This window comes from Herbiconiux sp. SALV-R1 (assembly GCF_013113715.1).
In the GTDB taxonomy this organism is placed as follows: Bacteria; Actinomycetota; Actinomycetes; order Actinomycetales; family Microbacteriaceae; genus Herbiconiux.
This window is the reverse complement of the sequence record NZ_CP053344.1, coordinates 1,250,209-1,268,467: the sequence shown is the minus strand read 5'-3', so window position 1 is coordinate 1,268,467 and position 18,259 is coordinate 1,250,209. Positions and strand designations below refer to the sequence as shown.

General features: G+C 74.0%; 11 protein-coding genes. 3 read left to right on the top strand and 8 right to left on the bottom strand.

The features are described from left to right. Positions 1 to 52: 52 nt before the first annotated feature. Genes HL652_RS06175 through HL652_RS06140 form a run of 8 tightly spaced genes read right to left on the bottom strand, consistent with a single transcriptional unit; the run spans position 53 to position 14,792 of the window. Positions 53 to 676, bottom strand: coding sequence for an FHA domain-containing protein (locus tag HL652_RS06175; RefSeq protein ID WP_171704506.1), 624 nt, complete (start codon positions 674 to 676; stop codon positions 53 to 55). Then, entirely contained in the window at positions 673 to 3,099 is a 2,427-nt protein-coding gene (locus HL652_RS06170) for a transglutaminaseTgpA domain-containing protein (protein WP_253743825.1), read from the bottom strand. The genes HL652_RS06175 and HL652_RS06170 overlap by 4 nt, the downstream gene beginning before the upstream one ends. Further along, positions 3,099 to 4,415, bottom strand: coding sequence for a DUF58 domain-containing protein (locus HL652_RS06165; protein WP_171704502.1), 1,317 nt, complete (start codon positions 4,413 to 4,415; stop codon positions 3,099 to 3,101). The genes HL652_RS06170 and HL652_RS06165 overlap by 1 nt, the downstream gene beginning before the upstream one ends. Before the next feature lie 11 nt (positions 4,416 to 4,426). Continuing rightward, entirely contained in the window at positions 4,427 to 5,398 is a 972-nt protein-coding gene (locus HL652_RS06160) for an AAA family ATPase (RefSeq protein WP_171704501.1), read from the bottom strand. A 15-nt stretch (positions 5,399 to 5,413) separates the two neighbouring features. Continuing rightward, complete coding sequence (locus HL652_RS06155) at positions 5,414 to 11,404, bottom strand: Ig-like domain-containing protein (RefSeq protein ID WP_171704499.1); 5,991 nt, start codon at positions 11,402 to 11,404, stop codon at positions 5,414 to 5,416. After that, positions 11,401 to 12,939 (bottom strand): serine/threonine-protein kinase, encoded by a 1,539-nt coding sequence (locus tag HL652_RS06150; protein WP_171704497.1) that lies wholly within the window; start codon positions 12,937 to 12,939, stop codon positions 11,401 to 11,403. The genes HL652_RS06155 and HL652_RS06150 overlap by 4 nt, the downstream gene beginning before the upstream one ends. 7 nt (positions 12,940 to 12,946) lie before the next feature. Then, entirely contained in the window at positions 12,947 to 13,744 is a 798-nt protein-coding gene (locus HL652_RS06145) for a PP2C family protein-serine/threonine phosphatase (RefSeq protein ID WP_253743680.1), read from the bottom strand. 58 nt (positions 13,745 to 13,802) lie between these two features. Beyond that, on the bottom strand, positions 13,803 to 14,792 hold the full coding sequence (locus HL652_RS06140) for an FHA domain-containing protein (protein WP_171704493.1): 990 nt from the start codon (positions 14,790 to 14,792) through the stop codon (positions 13,803 to 13,805). A 130-nt stretch (positions 14,793 to 14,922) separates the two neighbouring features. On the opposite strand from HL652_RS06140, the gene HL652_RS06135 reads away from it, so the two are divergent. The 3 genes from HL652_RS06135 to HL652_RS06125 all read left to right on the top strand — a co-directional run bounded on the left by HL652_RS06135 (position 14,923) and on the right by HL652_RS06125 (position 18,223). Next, on the top strand, positions 14,923 to 15,390 hold the full coding sequence (locus tag HL652_RS06135; protein ID WP_171704492.1) for an Lrp/AsnC family transcriptional regulator: 468 nt from the start codon (positions 14,923 to 14,925) through the stop codon (positions 15,388 to 15,390). Then, entirely contained in the window at positions 15,387 to 16,805 is a 1,419-nt protein-coding gene (locus HL652_RS06130; protein WP_171704490.1) for an aspartate aminotransferase family protein, read from the top strand. Before HL652_RS06135 ends, HL652_RS06130 begins: the two co-directional genes overlap by 4 nt. 116 nt (positions 16,806 to 16,921) lie before the next feature. After that, the gene (locus HL652_RS06125) at positions 16,922 to 18,223 is read left to right on the top strand and encodes an NAD(P)/FAD-dependent oxidoreductase (RefSeq protein WP_253743678.1); all 1,302 of its coding nucleotides are present in this window, start codon (positions 16,922 to 16,924) and stop codon (positions 18,221 to 18,223) included. The last annotated feature ends 36 nt before the right edge of the window (positions 18,224 to 18,259 follow it).

Genomic DNA, 18,259 nt, shown 5'->3' with positions numbered 1-18,259 from the left:
TGGAGAAAACCGACGATTCCGTCGGTGGTGACGGATGCGCGGCTCGCGTCGCTCAGTGCACGTCGAGGTGCTCGTCGCCGATGCCGATGCGGGTGCCGCGCGGGGCGATGGTCCACTCGCCGGCGGCGAGCTCGACGGGCTCCCCGGTGTCGGCACCGAGGCGGGTGCCGTTGGCCGAGCCGCGGTCGCGCACCCAGAACTGCTCGCCGTCGACCCCGAACTCGAGGTGGGTCTTCGAGACGCTGCGCTGCGGGTCGATGATCTGCACGAGGTAGTCGATGTGCTCGTCGGGTGCGGGAACGGGGTTCCGGCCCACCAGGCCGCTGCCCGAGACGCGCACGCTCTCCCCGGTGCTGAAGACGAGGCTGAAGGTCGCGCCCGTGCGGGGCGCGGCGTGGGCGCGGGTGGGCTGCTCGCGGCGGGGCTGCTGCTGCGGGAGATCGGCCGGGTGGGCGGCCGGGTGGGCGGGAGCGGCGGGCGCTGCCGTGCGAGCCGGCGTGCGAGCCGGGGCGCGGGTTGCGCTGCCGAGTTCACCGCGGATGGCCGCGAGGAGGGCGGCCCGGTCGTGGTGGGCGGTGTCGCCGAGGGTGGGTCGCGGCGCGATCGCCGAGGTTCCGCACTCGCCGCACAGCAGCGCACCGGCGCTGAGTGGCGTGCCGCAGGTTCTGCACTTCACGGGACGTCTCGCCTCTTCCTGTCCCTGCCATGATACGTGCGCACCGATCGGAGGGAGACCCGCGAGCGGAGCCTCGAGACGATGCCGCGACCGGCGAGCAGGCGTCTGCGCTCCCGGTCGGAGAGCAGCCACAGGGTGTCGATCTCCTCCTCGGTGGGGTCGTCGGGGGCGAAGGCCGCCGTGTCGACGAGCAGGGCGAGCGTCACCGCGTCGGTGCCGCCGAGGGCGCCTGCGGCCTGGCTCCGCGTCGACGCCGGGGGAAGCTCGACCGCGAGGTCGCGGGCGGCGTCGGTGAGCTCGGCCCAGGCGCCGGTCGCGCGACCGCGCGCCGGTCCGGTGCGGCGCCGTCGCTCCCGTCGCCGCGCCTTCAGCACGATCACGGTGAGGAACGGCGCGGCCAGCACCGCGAGGCCCGTGAGGGCGAGGCCCACGATGAGGAGGATGCGCAGGGCGAGCGGCAGGCCCGTCTCGGCGTCGGGAGCGTCGTCGTCGCTCTCGGAGGCGGCCTGAGCGAGCGGGTCGGAGAGCTCCCCCGAGGCGGGCGGCACGACGACGGGAGGCTGCACGGCGAGCGCGCTGTCGTCGACGGGGCTCTCGGGCACCGGTCGCGGTTCGGGGGTGACGTCGAGGGGCACCCAGCCGGCCTCCGCCGTGTCGACCTCGATCCAGGCCGCCACGTCGCGGCCGCGCACCTCGATCGCGGGGCCCGCCGACGGGTCAGCCGACGGGTCGGCCGTCGACGGGTCAGCCGACGGGTCGGCCCCGGGCTCGGGCACGACGAAGCCGAACACCACGCGGGCCGGGAAGCCCACTGCCTGCGCGAGCAGGGCGCCGGCCGCCGCATACTGCTCGTCGTCGCCCAGCATGGGGCTCGCGGTGAGCAGCTCCTCGAGGCGATCGGCCCCGTGGCCCGAGCGGGCGAAGCGATCGGCACCGCCCACGGCAGACCCGCCGGTGCCCTCGGCCCGGCCGTCCCCGCCGCCCCCGGACAGGTAGCCCGAGCGCAGCCCCGCGACGACACCGGCCAGGCGTGCGCCGGGCGATCGGTCGGCGGGCGCCCACTCGGCGAGGCGCGTCGTCACCGCGTCGGGAGTCTCGGCAGGGAGCGCTCCGACCGGTGCGGCGGGTGTCAGGGCGCCGAGCGCCTCCCCCTCTGCCCCCGGATCGGCCACGCCGGCGGTCGTGCCCACGGCCTCGAGCGTGTACGAGTCGCCGGGCGCCAGCCCGCCCGACACCGCCGGCATGCCGAGTGCGCCGTCGTAGAACAGCTCGTTCTGCAGCGCGCCGTCGCCGCCGAACGAGATCGACCGGGGGTCGCCGACGGTCGGCACCCACACGCCGGAGTACTCGCCCACCTGCACGACGACCTCGACGGGCCCGCCCGCGCCGTCGGCCGAGCCGCCCGACGGACCCGATCCGCCCGACTCCGTCGTGCTCGGCGCCCCGCGCGCGCCTCCCGGCAGCCGGCCCGCCACGCGGTCGAAGTGCTCGTCGGGACCGACGCCGAACACCACGCCGTCGTAGTCGTCGAGCCGCGCCACCACGACCCGGTCGCCTGGCTGCGCGCCCGTGACGCCGAGCACGACGGAGTCGGCGAGCGGCGCCTTGAGGTACGCGCGATACGCGGCGAGGGGACTGCTCTGCTGCGACGCGTCGAACTGCTGCACCACCGCATCCCTCGCCGCCGCCCGGTGCGCCGACGGCAGCGCCGACACGCCTCCCGCGACCAGCCCGGCCACCACGGCGACACCCATCAGCGCGCCGAGCGCGGCCCGCACCGGAGGGCGTGGGCGGCCGGGTCGCGCCGCACCGGCGGCGGCCACGCGCGTGGGCAACCCGAGCGCGAGCCAGCCCAGGGCGAGCACGGCCAGCACCGCCCCGCTGAGGGCGGGCGCCGGCCCCGGCGGGCCTCCGAAGACGAGCGCCGCCACCACCACGGCGCCCGGGCAGAGCAGCGCGAGCACCGGCCGCCTGGTGCGGGTGGCGATGCTCACCACGAGCACCGACGCCAGCAGGAGGAGCGAGTAGCAGGGAACGAGGAGCGCCTGGTAGCTCCCCACCGGCGGCTCGATGGTGAGCAGCTGCCGCCATCCGGATGCGGTGGTCACCACGAGGTCGGCGAGCCCGGCCCCCGAGGGCAGCACTCCGCCGATCGCCCGCGACGGCACCGCGAGGGGCACGCCGAGCAGCAGCCACAGCAGCACCCCCGCCCCGAGCACCACCGGTGCCGGCCACGACCGGGCGGCGGCGACCCCGGTGAGCGCGACACCCGAGGTGACGGTGACGGCGACCATGACGACGAACGAGACCGAGGCGTACACGGGCCACCAGACCGAGGCGGCGACCACGAGCATCGCCCCGAAGGCCAGGGCGGTGGTGACCAGGTACCGTCGGTCGGGTCGTGGATGCTCGGCCCGGCGCATCACAGCCCCGCCGCTCTGCCGAGGGCGCGCCCGAGGTCGTCGAGGTAGCCGATGCGGGTGATGCGCACGGAGTCGATGCGCACCAGCGTGGGGGTCGACTCCGGTCGGGCGACGACGGCAACGACCTCGACGCCGCGCGGCAGGTGGGCGGCGGCGGCCCGCCACTGCCGGGCCGTCACCGTGCTGCCCGCCACGAGGAAGAGCGACGAGACGTCGCCGACGGTCTCCGCCACGCGTCGTGCCGCCGTCACCACCCCCGCGGTGCCGGGCTCCGGCTGCACGCCGCTCAGATCGTCGAGGAGGGGGATGCGGGCGTGGGAGCGGAGGAGGCCGTTCGTGCGCTGGGCCGCGCGGCTCGTCGTCGCGCCGGCGCGCGAGGCGCCGGCGACATCGGGCGACCGGCCGACGCGCTGACCGGAGTGACCGGAGAGCCCGGGGTGCCCGGCGTAGACGGAGACGGCGGTGCGGTCGCGCAGCAGGCGGGCGGCGATCGAGGCGGCGACGCTCACGCCGAGCTCGAACTCCTCCGGGGAGTCGTAGTCGACGGGGCTCGTCGACTGCAGCACGATGACGTGGCTGCGCCGGGTCTGCTCGAACTGCCGCACCAGGAAGGCGCCCGTCTTCGCGGTGCTCTTCCAGTGGATGTGCCGACGGTCGTCTCCCGGCAGGTAGGCGCGCAACGCCTGGAACGACATGTCGCTGTCGGCCGGGTCGCCGGTGGCCACGCCCTCCAGGTCGCGCAGCAGCCCGGGCGCCTCGACGGGCAGGTCGACGGTCGCCGGATGCACGTACAGGCTGGTGGTCTCCGACCGCACGATCTCGCGGCGGGCGAGCCCGAGCGGGTCGCGCCGCACCACCGTCACCGGCCCGACCACGAGCACGCCCCGCCGCGCGGCGGGCAGCGCCACCCGCAGCTCGGCCTGCTCGCCCGCGGCGAGCCGCGGAACGGCGACGCTCTGCACCCGTGCGCCGAGGGCGACCTCGGCGACACCCGGCCGCCGTGCGCGCCGCGAGACGTTGCGCACCCGCACGAGGGCGGTGGCCGGGGTGCCGGCGACCACGCGACCCTCGAGCACCGCGACCGAGACCTCGAGCTCGGAGCGACCGAGGAGGAATGCCGCGGCACCCAGTGCGACCAGCCCGGCCACGACGCCGATCACGAGCAGCTCGGTCCACCCGAGCAGCAGTCCGGCCGCGAGACCCCCGGCCGCCATCACGAGCACCGCGACGCCGGCCGCGTCGACCGAGATCGACGTGGTTCGGGGAGGCGCGCCCCCCGCGGGAGCCACCTCGGCCCCCGGCGCAGCACGGTCCACCGATGACTCCGTCATCGGGCCGTGACGTCTCCGGGCGGGGGCACCTCGAGCAGCAGCTGCGACACCACGCCCTCGGCGGTCACGCCGTCGAACTCCGCCTCGGGATCGAGCACGAGGCGGTGCGCCAGCACGGGAACGACGAGCGCCTTCACGTCGTCGGGGATCACGAAGTGCCGGCCGAGCGACGCCGCGCGGGTCTTCGACGCCCGCACGAGCGCGAGGGCGGCGCGCACGCTCGCCCCGAGCCGCGTCTCCTCGGCGTCGCGGGTCGCCTGCACGAGCCTGGCGACGTAGTCGTTCACCACCGCGTCGACGTGCACAGAGCGGGCCTCGGCCGCCAGCACGGTCACCCCCTCGGCGGTGATGATCGCGGGCAGCCGCTCACCGTGCGGCCGCTCCGTCGCACCTTCGAGGATGCGCAGGGTCGTCGCGTGGTCGGGGTACCCGATCGAGGTCTTGATGAGGAAGCGGTCGAGCTGGGCCTCGGGCAGCCGGTAGGTGCCCGCCTGCTCGATCGGGTTCTGGGTGGCGATCACCATGAACGGTTCGCCGGCGTCGTGCGAGGAGCCGTCGACGGTGACCCGCCCCTCCTCCATCACCTCGAGCAGCGCCGCCTGGGTCTTGGGGCTCGCCCGGTTGATCTCGTCGGCCAGCACGACGTTCGCGAATACCGCTCCCGGGTGGAACACGAAGCGCCCCGAGGCCTGGTCGAACACGCTCACGCCCGTGATGTCGCCGGGCAGCAGATCGGGGGTGAATTGGATGCGGCTGCTGGTTCCCCGCACACTCTCGGCGAGGGCGCGCGCCAGCGAGGTCTTGCCCGTGCCGGGAGCGTCTTCGAGCAGCAGGTGCCCCTCGCTCAGCATGGCCACGAGGGCCAGCCGCACCACCGGCGACTTGCCCTGCAGGGCGCGCTCGACGTTCGCCGCGAGCCGGTCGAAGACGTCGGCGAAGCGGGTCGCCTGGTCGGCTGTCATGGTCATGGGTGGGCCTCTCTCCTAGCCGAAGTACACACGCTCGTGGTCACCGATCGCCACCAGCAGCCACGCGTCCCCCACCGCGGGCGCGGGTGCGGCCGGGGTGCAGGAGGTGGCGGTCGCGGTTCCCGCCGTCTCGCTCTGGGCAGGCGGCGCGCCGGGCCCCCCGCAGAAGTACCGGGCGACGATCGCCCCGTTGGCCGGCCCGTTGGGCCAGCTCCACACTCCGCCCGAGTAGACCGGCTCGACACCGAAGTCGAAAGTGAGCGAGGGCCCCGGCGCGGTCACCGGCTCGGAGGCGGGGCCGCACACCTCCGTGCCGCCCCAGGTGCTGCACGCGGTGATGACGAAGCGGTAGTTCTCGCCAAAGTCGCCCCCGGTGAGCTGGCGGGGGAAGCCGCCGAGCGTGAAGGCGACCGGCCGCCCGAGCGGCGCGCCCCCGGCGTCGACGCGCTGCACGCGGTAGCGCGGGTCGGCGAGCGGGCCGGGCGCGGGAGCGCTCAGCACCCTCACGTCGACGGTGTCGCCCGAGTCGGCCATCTCCATCGACACCGCCGCCGCGTCGACCCGGCCGGGGCTCGGGGTGGCGACGGCCGTGGCGATCGCCGACGCCGTGCATCCTGCAGCGTTGTACCCCCACACCACGAAGGAGTACCCGGTGTCGATCTCGCCGAGGCCGCTGAAGACCGCGCTGCGCGCCCCGCTGTCGAGGCTCTGCTGGGCCAGCACCGCTCCCCCGGTCTGAGGGGCGACCACCGATCCTGGCGCGGGCGCCGTCACCGTGCACGCCTGGGCCCCCGTGGGCGCGGAGCTGCTCCCCGGCGCGAGGAGCTGGGCGTAGTATCCGGCGACGGCGTCGCCGTTCGAGGGGAACTCGGCCCAGCTGAGCGTGACCGACCCGAGGGCAGCTGCCGGGTCGACCGCGGCGTTCACGACCGAGGCGAGCGGCGGCCCGTACGGCGTGCCGGTGACCGTCGAGGACGCCCACACCGCGAGCGCCGGCAGGGCCCCGTTGCGCGCGGTGACGCTCACCGAGGCGGAGGAGCCGTTGGCGAGCCCGGTGACGCGGGTGACGCATCCGGCGCCGTCGCAGCCCGCACCCGCCGCGTCGAGCGTCTGCACGAGGCGGCCGTCGACCGTCACGTCGTACTGCCGCACCGCCGACCCGCCGGCCTGCACCGTCGAGGCGGCCCAGCTCAGCTCGAGTCCGCCGTCGAGCGGGTGCGCGGTGAGCCCGGCCGGGGCCGCGGGCAGCACGTCGGACCACACGGGCACCGCGTAGACCGCGGCGTCGGAGGCGCCCACCGCGTTGCGGGCGACGACGCTCAGGGTCACCGCGTTCTCGGGCCCGTTCGCCGGCGTGCCGACCACACAGGAGGTACCGGTGCACCTCGTGGTGACGGAAGCGCCCGCCGTGCTGCGCGCCGTGACGTCGAAACCGGTGACGGGCGCGTTGTTCGCGGGGCCGGGAGAGAACGACAGGGCGATCGTGCGGTCGCCGAAGCCGGTGACGGCGAGCTGCCGCACCGGGTCGGGGCGGTCGAGCAGCCGGATGCGCACACGGCCCCACACCGCCCGTTCGGGGTCGCCGGTGGCGTCGGCCACCTGGTACTGCACGGTGACGTCGCCCGGGGCGGCGTCGGCGGCCGCGGTGACCTGCAGCTGCGAGCGGTCGGCGCTCGGCCGGATGCTCAACCCCGCCGGCAGACTCGCCGCGTCGGCGCCCCGCACGGCGACCACGCGCAGCGGGGTCTCGGGGAAGGGGTTCGTCGCCTGGTCGTCGGAGAGCACGTCGACCGAGGCCGTCGTGCCACGACGCACGTCGACCGTGTCGGTGCCGGGGACGGCGAGCGGCCGGGTCGACGACACCACGCTCACGTCGATGCGCCCCGCCCGGCCCGCCGTGCCGTCGCTCGAGACCCCCACCGTGAGGGCGCCGGCGCTCCCCCGCACAGCGGTGTCGGGCACCTCGATCGTGAGCGACGAGCCGACGAGCACCGCGCGGAACCCGGTCGGCCGCGGGTCGAGCAGCGCGAAGCCGAGCGCGCCCGATCTGCCGCCCGGCACCGTGGTGAGTCTGGTGAGGTCGAGGGTGCGGCGCTGGCCGGGCTCCAGTTCGAGTGAGGCGCCGTTCAGCACCGGGGGCTGGTCGGTGCGGGGGGTGACGGTGACGGGCAGCACCAGGGTCGCTCGCCTGGCGTCGGCGCCGGTGCCGTCGGCGACCTGGAACGACACCGAGGCGGGCCCGAAGTACCCCTCCTCGCTGCGGAAGGCGAGGGTGTGCTCGTCGACGACCAGCTGCCCGCCGTCGCCGTGGCTGGCGCGCACGGTGCTGGGGTCGGCGACCACGGGCCGGCCGCCGCCCACGACCACCACCTGCTCGTCGAGGTCGATGTGCAGCTCCGACCCCGAGCGCACCGTGAGCTTCGGCGCGCCGGGCCGCAGCTGGGGCAGGGCGTCGGCGAGACCGGGAACCCAGATGAACCCCGACGAGCGCAGGTTCGGGTCGTCGGGGTGGGCGACCGTGAACGGGATGATCTGCTGCTCCTGCTGCACCTGCACCCGCACCCTGCCGTTGACCACCCGCGCCACGCCCGAGAACGACGGCAGCACCGTCAGCCACAGCTGTCGGGCGGAGCCCTCGGCGAAGAACACCCGCGAGAGCACGTCGACGTCGACCGAGTCGCTGTCGAGGATGTCGGCGAGCGGCACCACGGTGTCGCTCACCACCGGGCGCGACAGCGGGGCGTCATCGCTCACCTCGAGCGTGACGAAGCCCGACGCGGTTCCGCCGCGCTCGTTCGCGATCTCGTAGAGGTATCCGTACCTCCCCGGCTGCTTGGGGGCCACGATCGAGACGAGGTCGTCGACCACGGTCGCCGCTTTTTCGTCGGCATCGGCTGCCGCGTCGTCGGAGGGCTGCTGCGGGGTGACGGAGGTGACGCTGAGGGCCCCGCCGTCGGGGTCGGAGTCGTTGTCGAGCACCCGCACGAGCACGGTGCGGCCCGGCCTCACCGTCACCTCGTCGGTGGTCGCGACCGGGTTCCGCGCACCCTCGACGCGCGGCGCGATGCCCACCCGCACGGTTCCGGTCGCGCGAGCGCCCAGCCGGTCGACGACGGTGTACCCGATCTCGTCGGTTCCGCTGGAGTAGTCGCCGGCGGTGAAGTCGATCCAGTCGGGCCCGCTGGCGGTGACGGCTCCCTTGGCCGGCGCCCCGTCGACGCCGAGGAACTGCACCGAGTCACCGTCGGGGTCGACGCCCCCGAGTGGGATGCCGATGCGCACGGTCTCGCCCGCCACCACGCGCGCGGTCACCGGCCGCGGAACGGGCGCCGCGTTCGCCGTGGGGTCTGACTCGCGCACGCTGATGGTGACGGATGCGGTGGCCCACTGCCCGTCGGGTGCCTCCACCCGGTAGACGGCCGAGAAGTCGCCCGGCGTCGTGGGCGCCAGGTAGCGCAGCCGGTCACCCGAGGTGAACAGGAGGCCTGCCGACTCGGAAGGGCCGCGCACGAGCTGGGGCGCCAGGGTCAGCGGCTCGCCGTCGGGGTGCACGTCGTTCGCGAGCACCGGGATGTCGACGACGTCTCCCACCCGCACGGAGGCGGTGTCGGGTTCGGCGACCGGCGGCTGACGCACGCCGGGGTCGGTGATCTCGATCACCGTCACGGTGCCCTCCGCCTCGGCGAGACCGTTGGTCACGGTGTACGACAGCGTGACCGCCGACGACTCCGCCGGCCGGGTGAGCGTGACCCGCAGCATCCGCTGTTCGAGCACTTCGACGCGCAGCCCGTCGTCGTCTCCGGCGTCGGCTCCCGTGACGATGAGCACGCCGCCCGCCGGGTCGAAGTCGCGCGACAGCACGTCGACCAGCACGCCCTCACCCTGCCGGGCGAAGGCGGAGTGCGGCACGGTGACGGGCCGGGTGCTCGCGTCGGGCGGCACGCTCGCGATCACCCTCACGACGCCGGATGCGGTGCGTGCGCTGTCGCTCACCGCCACCTCGACGAGGTGCGAACCCGCGGCGAGCGCGGTGAGCCGCACGGTGCCACCCGAGTAGTCGGCGTCGAGAGTGAGCCCCTCCTGCGCCGGCACGTTGGCCAGCCGCAGCTGCGGGCCGCCCCCGGTGACGTGGTCGAGCGGGGAGAGCACGACCTCCTCGCCCACCCGCACCTGCGCCACCCAGCCGTCGACCGCGAGGGGCGCCTCCTCGGGAGGGGCGCTGCGCACGGCGAGGGTTCCGGTGGTCGAGGCCGACCCGTCGCTCACCGTGACCACGATCTCCTTGTCGCCCGTGCTCTGGCCCGAGTCGGCGAAGGTGATGCGGCCCTCCGGGGTGAACGACACCGTGTCGGGGGCCGCCGTTCCCGCCGAGAGCAGGTAGAAGGCGTCGCCATCGGGGTCGAACCAGTCGCTCCTCACGTCGACCTCGGCCCGGCCACCGAGCCCGACCTCGAGGGCTGGCCGCACGCTCTGCACCGGAGGCGAGTTCTCGCCGGGCGCACGCACCGTCACCCGCACGGTCGCGGAGGAGGTGCCGCCGCGGCCGTCGGAGACGGTGTAGCCGAAGGCGAGCCCGCCGGCCGCCTGGTCGGGCAGCGTGAGCTGCAGCTGCTGCCCGTCGGAGACGACGTCGACGCGCCAGTCGACCCCGTCGGGCACCTCCACGGAGTCGATGACGATCACGTCGTCGTTGGGGTCGTAGTCGTTCAGCAGCACCGGCAGCAGCGTCGAGCGGCCCGGCCTCGCGCCGAGCTCGTCGTCGACCGCGACCGGCGGCCGCTGCACCGGGTCGAGCTCGGGCGTCTCGTCGGTGACGGCCGTCTCGGTGTCGGCGCCCGCGGCGGTGTCGGGGAGCAGCGCCGACCAGTCGTCGATCACGCCGCCCTGCCCGGCGACGTCCCACGACCGCCCGGTCACCGCGTCGCTCAGCACCACGGCTCCCGTGCCGTTGGTGCGGAACACCGGCTTCGCGGAGCCGGTCATGCCGTCGAGGGCGCCCACCCGGGGGTCGGCGTCGCCGCATCGGCTCCAGGTGGAGCCGTCGGCCCAGGCGGCGTACCAGCACGAGCCGATCCGCGCGGGAGGGGCTGCGGTGCCGTCGTGGCCGGCCGACACCGTGCGGGGCGCGGCGCCGTCGAGGGGCACCTCGATCAGGGCGGCCGCGGTGGCGACGAGTGCAGCCTGTGGTGCCGAGGGTGCCGCCGCCGAAGGGGTCTGCAGAACAGAGCCCCGTGCATCCGGGTCGTCGTCTGCGGTGGTCGCCGGGCCGAGGTCGACCGGCAGCGCGCGGTCGGCCGTGAGGAGGCGCCCGCCGTCTCGGTCGAGCACCACCCAGGTGTCGCCGACCGACGAGATCGCCGCGTCGGCGCCGGCGCGCAGCTCGACGACGTCGGTCTCCGGCGCGGCAGCGGCGTCGCCGAGGGCGGCCGCGGCAGGAAGGGTGAACACCGTCGAGCTCGCCGGCGAGACGGCGAACACCGTGCCGTCGGGGGCCAGCACGGCGTCGCCGCCCGCGCCGAGCGTGAGGTCGGGCGCCACCGCGGGGTCGAAGGCCGCGAGAGCGGAGGTGGCCGTCACCCACAGGTCGCCCGTCGTGCGGGAGAGCACCGCCGAGACATGCTCCCCCACCGTGACCTCCACGTCGCCGACGGGGAGGGCGAAGCTGTCGTCGACGTCGGCCCGCGCGGTGTCGAGCAGCCTGGCCTCGCCGCCGCCGAGCTCCGACACCACCACCGTCTGACCGAACTGACTCACGGTGAGCGAGCTCGAATCCAGGCGCACCGCCGCGTTGAGCTCGCCGACCCGCGGGTTGGCGCGGGCGACCGCCTGGTGCAGCTCGCTGGTGACCCAGACGGTGTCGTCGTCGAGATCCATGCGCTCGGCGGTGTAGCCGTCCGAGACCACGGCGGCCACCGCCACGAGCGACACCAGCGCCGCTGTGGCGGCGACGGTGAGCACGGTCGAGCGGCGCGGGCGCGCCCGGCGGGGCGGAGTGGTGCTGGTCACGGCGAGTCGGCGCATCTCTCGGCGCCGCTGTCGCCGGCCTTGCCGGCGCGCACCACCGCCACGCTGATGCAGACCCGCTCGCCGCCCTCGGTCGCGGCCACGAACTCGGGCTGGCGCTGCAGCGAGGTGCGCCCGTCGCCCGTGGTGACCCGGTAGCTGTCGCCGGGCTCGAGGCCCGGGTCTGCCCAGCTGAAGCGGACGCCACCCGCCTGCGCCTCGACCGCGATCTCGCCCACCCGCGGAATCGCCGCCCCGCCGCCCTGACCCTGGGCGATGACGACACCCGCGGCCACCGCCGCCAGCACGAGCACGGCCACCCCACCCGAGACGGCGAGCACGAGCGGGCGGCGACGACGTCGAGCGCCCCCACCCGGCCCCGAGGTGGCGGAGCCGGCGGCGCGTGTGGCGCCCGCGCCCGCCGGGGCACCGGTCGTCGACCCGGCGACGGATGCGCTCCCCGAGCGGGTGGGTGAGCTGCGGCGGGCACGGCGGGGGCCGGTTCGGCCCCGTGCGACGACGGGGTCGTGGCCCGAGGCGCGGTGGTGCGAGCCGGGCGATGCCGACGCATCCGCACCGCCCACGCCGTTCGCGCCCGCCGTGCCGCCTTGCGGTGCCAGCACCGTGCGATCGGCAGGGTCGCGGCCGACGTCGCCCGTCGCCCACTCGGCCGCCGTCACCTCCGCGGGGGTCGGAGAGAGACCGAGCTCGATCTCGACCGCCTGCAGCTCGCGCAGCAGCTCGAGCACCGACTGCTGGCGGCGCGCCGGGTCTTTCGAGAGGGCCCTGGCCAGCACCTCCTCGAGCGAGGCGGGCACGTCGGCGCGCCCCACCCCGGGCAGCCTCGACTTGACGATGCGGCGGGCGAGCTCCCCCGGGGCGGTGGGTGCGCCCGGCACCTCGAACGGCGAGCGACCGGCGAGCAGCGAGTAGAGCGTGGCGCCGAGCGCCCACACCTCGGAGGCGACGGTTCCGCTGGTGGCCTCCGTCACCACCTCGGGTGCCGACCACGGGATGGACAGGCCCACCGCATCCGCCGGCGCGACGCCCCGCGCACCCGACGAGATGCCGAAGTCGGAGAGCACCGGCGCGCCGTAGGCCGTGAGCAGGATGTTCGAGGGCTTCACGTCGCGGTGCAGGATGCCCTGCTGGTGCGCCGTCTGCAGCGCGCCCGCGATCTTCACCCCGATGCGCAGCACCTCGGCGACCGGAAGCGGGTCGCTGCGGTAGCGCTGGCCGAGCGACGAGCTGCACAGCTCCATCACCAGGTACGGCCGCCCGTCGGAGGAGACGCCGGCCTGGTACACCGTGAGGATCGACGGATGCGCGCTGAGCGCCGCCATCAGATCGGCCTCGACCCGGAACATCCGCCTGACCTGCTCGTTCACCACCTCGGGCAGCATCACCTTCACCGCCACCTGACGGCGCGGCAGGTTCTGCTCGAACAGGAAGACGTCGGCGAAACCCCCCGAGCCGAGCACCCGCACGGGCGAGAACCCGGGCAGGGCGGGTGGAGCAGAAGGAAGACGCCGAGCCATCGCCGCCTCAGCTGCGACTGGTGCGGCGGCCCCCGCCGGCCTGGTCGTCGACCGCCTGGTCGGATTCCACGTCGAGCACCACCACGGTCACGTTGTCGCGGCCCCCGTTCGCGAGGGCCGCGGCGACGAGCTCGTCGACAGCCCGCTCGGGGGTGGAGGTGGTGGCCAGGTAGTGCTTGATGCCGTAGTCGGTGAGCTCTTTGGTGAGGCCGTCGGAGCAGACCAGGATGCGCTGGCCGGCCACCACGGGCAGGGTCTCGTAGTCGGGCACCGGCTTCTCGTGGAAGCCCACGGCCCGGGTGATGACGTTGCTGTCGGGGTGGTGCTCCGCCTGCTCGCGGGTGATGAGCCCCGCGTCGAGCAGCTCCTGCACGACGGAATGGTCGGTGGTGAGCTGCCGCAGCTCCTCCCCCTCGTAGAGGTAGACGCGGGAGTCGCCGATGTTGAACACCAGCCAGGCGAGGTCGTCGTCGATCTCGGCGAGGGCGACTCCCGTGACGGTGGTGCCGGTGCCGAGCACCGACTCGTCGCCGACCCTGTCGATGTCGTCGAGGGCCTCGGCGAGCGCCGCCTCGATGCTTCCGGCGTCGGTGACGGCGTCGGTGATGGCCGAGAGCCGGGTGACCACCGCCGCGCTCGCGATGTCACCGGCTGAATGCCCGCCCATGCCGTCGGCGACGACGAACAGCGGCATCTCCGACAGGGCGCTGTCTTCGTTCATGGCGCGCTTGGTGCCCTTGTCGGTGAGAGCCGCCCAGGCGAGTGTCACCTGGCGCGCGGGCGCCCCGTCGCGTGTGACGCTCACGCGCGCGCTCGAACGACCGATCTGGGTCACGACATCTCCTGACGACTATCCCGGGATACTAGACGCTCATCCCGGGGCTGGACGGCACCGGCGACGAGATGTGGATAACGTTTCCATCCCCGATCTCGACGATAGCCGACCGGGTAGCGACGGCCGAATCCCCTTGCCGGAGTCGGAGGGAGATCCCCCCGGGCAGCGTGACCCTGGTGCCGTTCGTGGAGCGCAGATCGGTGATGACGACCGTGCGGCCGCTTCTGACGATCTCGACGTGCCTCGCCGACACCTCGCCCGACGGCGAGGGCACGGTGATGACGGTGGGTGGGCGCGCATCCGTCGACAGCCCGCCGAGACCCTGGGAGGGCGGCGGCGTCGGGCGGCGGCCGATGACGACGGGGCCCTCGAGCGGATGCGCGGGGCCGCCGTTGACGCTGAGTTCGAAGAGCGGGAGGGGAAGGGCGGGCGCCTCGATCTCGCTGTCGTCGGGGAGCGAGACGCGCGGTGCGCCGACGACGGTGTCGGAGACGTCGGCGTTCGCGGCACCGGTCTCCCAGAGCGTCGCGTCGTGGGCCCAGACGACCTCGGACGCCTCCACGACGCCGTGCTCGAAGCGGCGCGCCCCGGGCGGCGGCCGGAGGCCGGACTCGGGAACGGGGGCGAGCCGGCCCAGCGCGACCGCGGTGACGGCGGGGAACTCGGCGAGCGCCCACGGCTCCACGCCGCCCGACCCGAACCTGCGTGCACCGCCGACGGAGTGGAGATCGACGGAGGCGCTGCCCCGCACCACGACGGAGGCGGTGCCCACTCCGTGCGGCGGGAGGAATACGACGGCGAACGACTCGACGGCGTCGGCGCCACCGAGGGGGATGGAGGAGACGACGGTCTCGAGCGTCGGCGGGTCGGGCGGGTCGCCTGCGACGGACGCCCACACGGCGTCGACGACCTCCGTCGCGGTGGTCGAGGGCAGCAGCACGAGGGCGGGCCAGGCGGCGAGGAGGGTCCAGCTCGCCGGGTCGGCCGCGCGGGCGGGGACGAATCGGAGGCTGCCCATCCGGCAACGCTAGCCTTCTCGGCGGAGGCTCCGCCAGCATCCCTCGTCGACAGATGTTTTCGGCATTCCACGGCGCGCCGAACGACGGATTCGCTTGCCGCGGGCGTCTCGGGCTGACAAGATCGAAGACATGGCAACGAGACCGCGATCTCCCCAGCTCGACGACACCTCCAAGGCGATCATCGAGCAGCTGCAGGTCGACGGCCGCAAGTCGTACGCCGAGATCGGCAAAGCGGTCGGGTTGAGCGAGGCGGCGGTGCGGCAGCGCGTGCAACGCCTCACCGACTCCGGCGTGATGCAGATCGTCGCGGTCACCGACCCGCTGCAGCTCGGCTTCTACCGTCAGGCCATGATCGGCCTCAAGGTCTCGGGCGACACCCGCGTCGTCGCCGAGGCCCTCGCCGCCATGCCCGCCGTCGACTACGTGGTGCTCACCGCAGGGACCTTCGACATCCTGGCCGAGGTCGTCTGCGAAGACGACGACGACCTGATCGCCCTGCTGAACGCCGACATCCGCAAGATCGACGGCGTGCACACCACCGAGACCTTCGTCTATCTGAAGCTGCACAAGCAGCTCTACAACTGGGGAACACGATGACAAGCACCGAACAGACAGTGCCCGCCTCCACCCGCGGCAGCCGTTCCGACGCCGAGCTGCAGGAGATGGCCCGCGACCACCTCTGGATGCACTTCGCGCGGCAGTCGGTGATGGAGTCGGGCGCCGGAGTGCCCATCATCACCCGCGGCGAGGGCCACCACATCTGGGACTCCACCGGCAAGAAGTACATCGACGGCCTCTCAGGCCTGTTCGTCGTGAACGCCGGCCACGGCCGCCGGCGGCTCGCCGAGGTCGCCGCGAAGCAGGCCGAGGAGCTCGCGTTCTTCCCGATCTGGTCGTACGCGCACCCCTCGGCCATCGAGCTCGCCGACCGGCTCGCCGATCTCGCCCCCGGCGACCTCAACCGCGTGTTCTTCTCCACCGGTGGCGGCGAGGCCGTCGAGACCGCGTTCAAGCTCGCGAAGTACTACTGGAAGCTGCAGGGCAGGCCCACCAAGCACAAGGTCATCTCGCGCTCCATCGCCTACCACGGCACGCCGCAGGGGGCGCTCGCCATCACCGGCATCCCCGCGATGAAGGAGATGTTCGAGCCGGTCACCCCGGGCGGGTTCCGCGTGCCGAACACGAACTTCTACCGCGCCGGGGAGATGGGCTTCACGGGCACCGAGGCGGAGTTCGGCCTGTGGGCGGCGAACCGCATCGAGGAGATGATCCTGTTCGAGGGCCCGGAGACCGTCGCGGCCGTCTTCCTCGAGCCGGTGCAGAACTCCGGCGGCTGCTTCCCTCCGCCTCCCGGCTACTTCCAGCGCGTGCGCGAGATCTGCGACAAGTACGACGTGCTGCTCGTGAGCGACGAGGTCATCTGCGCGTTCGGCCGCATCGGCAACTACTTCGCCTGCGACAGCTACGGCTTCGTTCCCGACATGATCACCTGCGCGAAGGCGATGACGAGCGGATACTCCCCCATCGGCGCCACCATCGTGAACGAGCGCGTGTACGAGCCGTTCAAGCACGGGCAGACGGCGTTCTACCACGGCTACACCTTCGCCGGGCACCCGGTCTCGGCTGCCGTGGCCCTCGAGAACCTCGACATCTTCGAGGAGGAGGGTCTCAACCAGAACGTGCGCGAGAACTCCCCCGCCTTCCGCGCCACCCTCGAGAAGCTGTACGACCTGCCCATCGTCGGCGACGTGCGGGGCGACGGGTACTTCTTCGGCATCGAGCTGGTGAAGGACAAGGCGACGAAGGAGACCTTCGACGACGACGAGTCGGAGCGGCTGCTGCGCGGCTTCCTCTCGAAGGCGCTGTTCGACGCCGGCCTCTACTGCCGCGCCGACGACCGGGGAGACCCCGTCATCCAGCTCGCTCCCCCCCTCACCATCGGCCAGCCCGAGTTCGACGAGATCGAGCAGATCCTCCGGGGAGTGCTCTCCGAAGCCTGGACCAGGCTCTGAGCGCCGACGCCCCTCGCGGGCACCACGAGCTCTCGTTCTGGCTCGACTCCCTCGTCACCTCGGGGGCCGACGAGCTGCGGCCGAGGCCCCCGCTCACGGGCGATGTCGACACCGACGTGTGCATCGTGGGCGGCGGGCTCACCGGTCTCTGGACGGCGTACTACCTGAAGAAGGCGAAGCCCTCGCTGCGGGTCACCGTGGCGGAGCGGGAGATCGCCGGCTTCGGCGCCTCCGGGCGCAACGGCGGGTGGTGCTCGGCACTGTTCCCGAAGTCGACCGCGGCGCTCCGGCGTCTCTACGGCGACGACGCCGCCCGGGCGATGCGGGAGGCGATGCTCGACACCGTCGACGAGGTCGGGCGGGTGACCGCGGCGGAGGGCATCGACTGCGACTTCGAGCGGGGCGGCACCCTCGTGTTCGCGCGCGACACGGTGCAGCGCGCTGCCGCCCAGGGCGAGGTCGACGAGGCCCGCGCGTTCGGGGTCGACCACCTCGAGCTGGTGACGCCCGGTGGGCACGACGACGCCCACGCGCGCGCCCTCGCCGCGACCTCCTCGCTGGCGGCCAGCTTCGACCCGGCCTGCGCCAGGCTGCACCCGGCGAAGCTCGTGCGCGGCCTCGCCCGGGTCGTCGAGGAGCTCGGTGTGGTGATCGCCGAGAAGACGGAGATCATGGAGTGGGCGCCCGGCCGGGCCCTGTACTCGGGGGCGGGCGGCGAAGGACTGATCAGCTGCGAGTCGCTCATCATCGCCACGGAGGGTTACGGGGCGCAGCTCCCGGGAGTCGGCCGGCGCATCCTGCCGCTGTACTCGCTGATGATCGCCACCGAGCCGCTGCCGGCGGAGCTCTGGGACGAGCTCGGCATCACCCACGGCACGACCTTCTCCGACTACCGCCACCTGCTCATCTACGGGCAGCGCACGGCCGACGACCGCTTCGCCTTCGGCGGCCGCGGCGCGCGCTACCACTGGGGCAGCTCGATCAAGCCGGGCCACGACCGTGTCGACCGGGTGTTCGCGCACCTCGAGCGCACGCTCGGCGAGCTGTTCCCGGCGGCACGCGGCGTCGAGGTCACCCACCGCTGGGGCGGGCCGCTCGGGGTGCCGCGCGACTGGCACCCCACCGCGAGCTACAACCCCCGCACGGGCGTGGGGTTCGCCGGCGGGTACGTGGGCGACGGGCTCAGCACGACGAACCTGGCCGGCCGCACGCTGGCCGAGCTGATCGCCGGCACGGAGTCGGAGCTCACCCGACTTCCGTGGGTGAATCACCTCTCGCCCAAGTGGGAACCGGAGCCCTTCCGCTTCGTCGGTGCCAATCTCGGCCTCGTCGGCACGAGCGCCGCCGACCTCGAGGAATCGGTCACCGGCCGCCGCTCGCTCGCCGCCCGCCTGCTCAGCCCGCTCACCGGCCACTGACCCGCCCCTCACAGCACCCACCCGGTCACGGCGCCG

Bases quoted from the DNA above. Each gene is read 5' to 3' on its own strand.
- HL652_RS06170 (WP_253743825.1), bottom strand. From the start codon at position 3,099: ATGCGCCGGGCCGAGCATCCACGACCCGACCGACGGTACCTGGTCACC.
- HL652_RS06160 (WP_171704501.1), bottom strand. From the start codon at position 5,398: ATGACCATGACAGCCGACCAGGCGACCCGCTTCGCCGACGTCTTCGAC.
- HL652_RS06150 (WP_171704497.1), bottom strand. From the start codon at position 12,939: ATGGCTCGGCGTCTTCCTTCTGCTCCACCCGCCCTGCCCGGGTTCTCG.
- HL652_RS06140 (WP_171704493.1), bottom strand. From the start codon at position 14,792: ATGGGCAGCCTCCGATTCGTCCCCGCCCGCGCGGCCGACCCGGCGAGC.
- HL652_RS06135 (WP_171704492.1), top strand. From the start codon at position 14,923: ATGGCAACGAGACCGCGATCTCCCCAGCTCGACGACACCTCCAAGGCG.
- HL652_RS06130 (WP_171704490.1), top strand. From the start codon at position 15,387: ATGACAAGCACCGAACAGACAGTGCCCGCCTCCACCCGCGGCAGCCGT.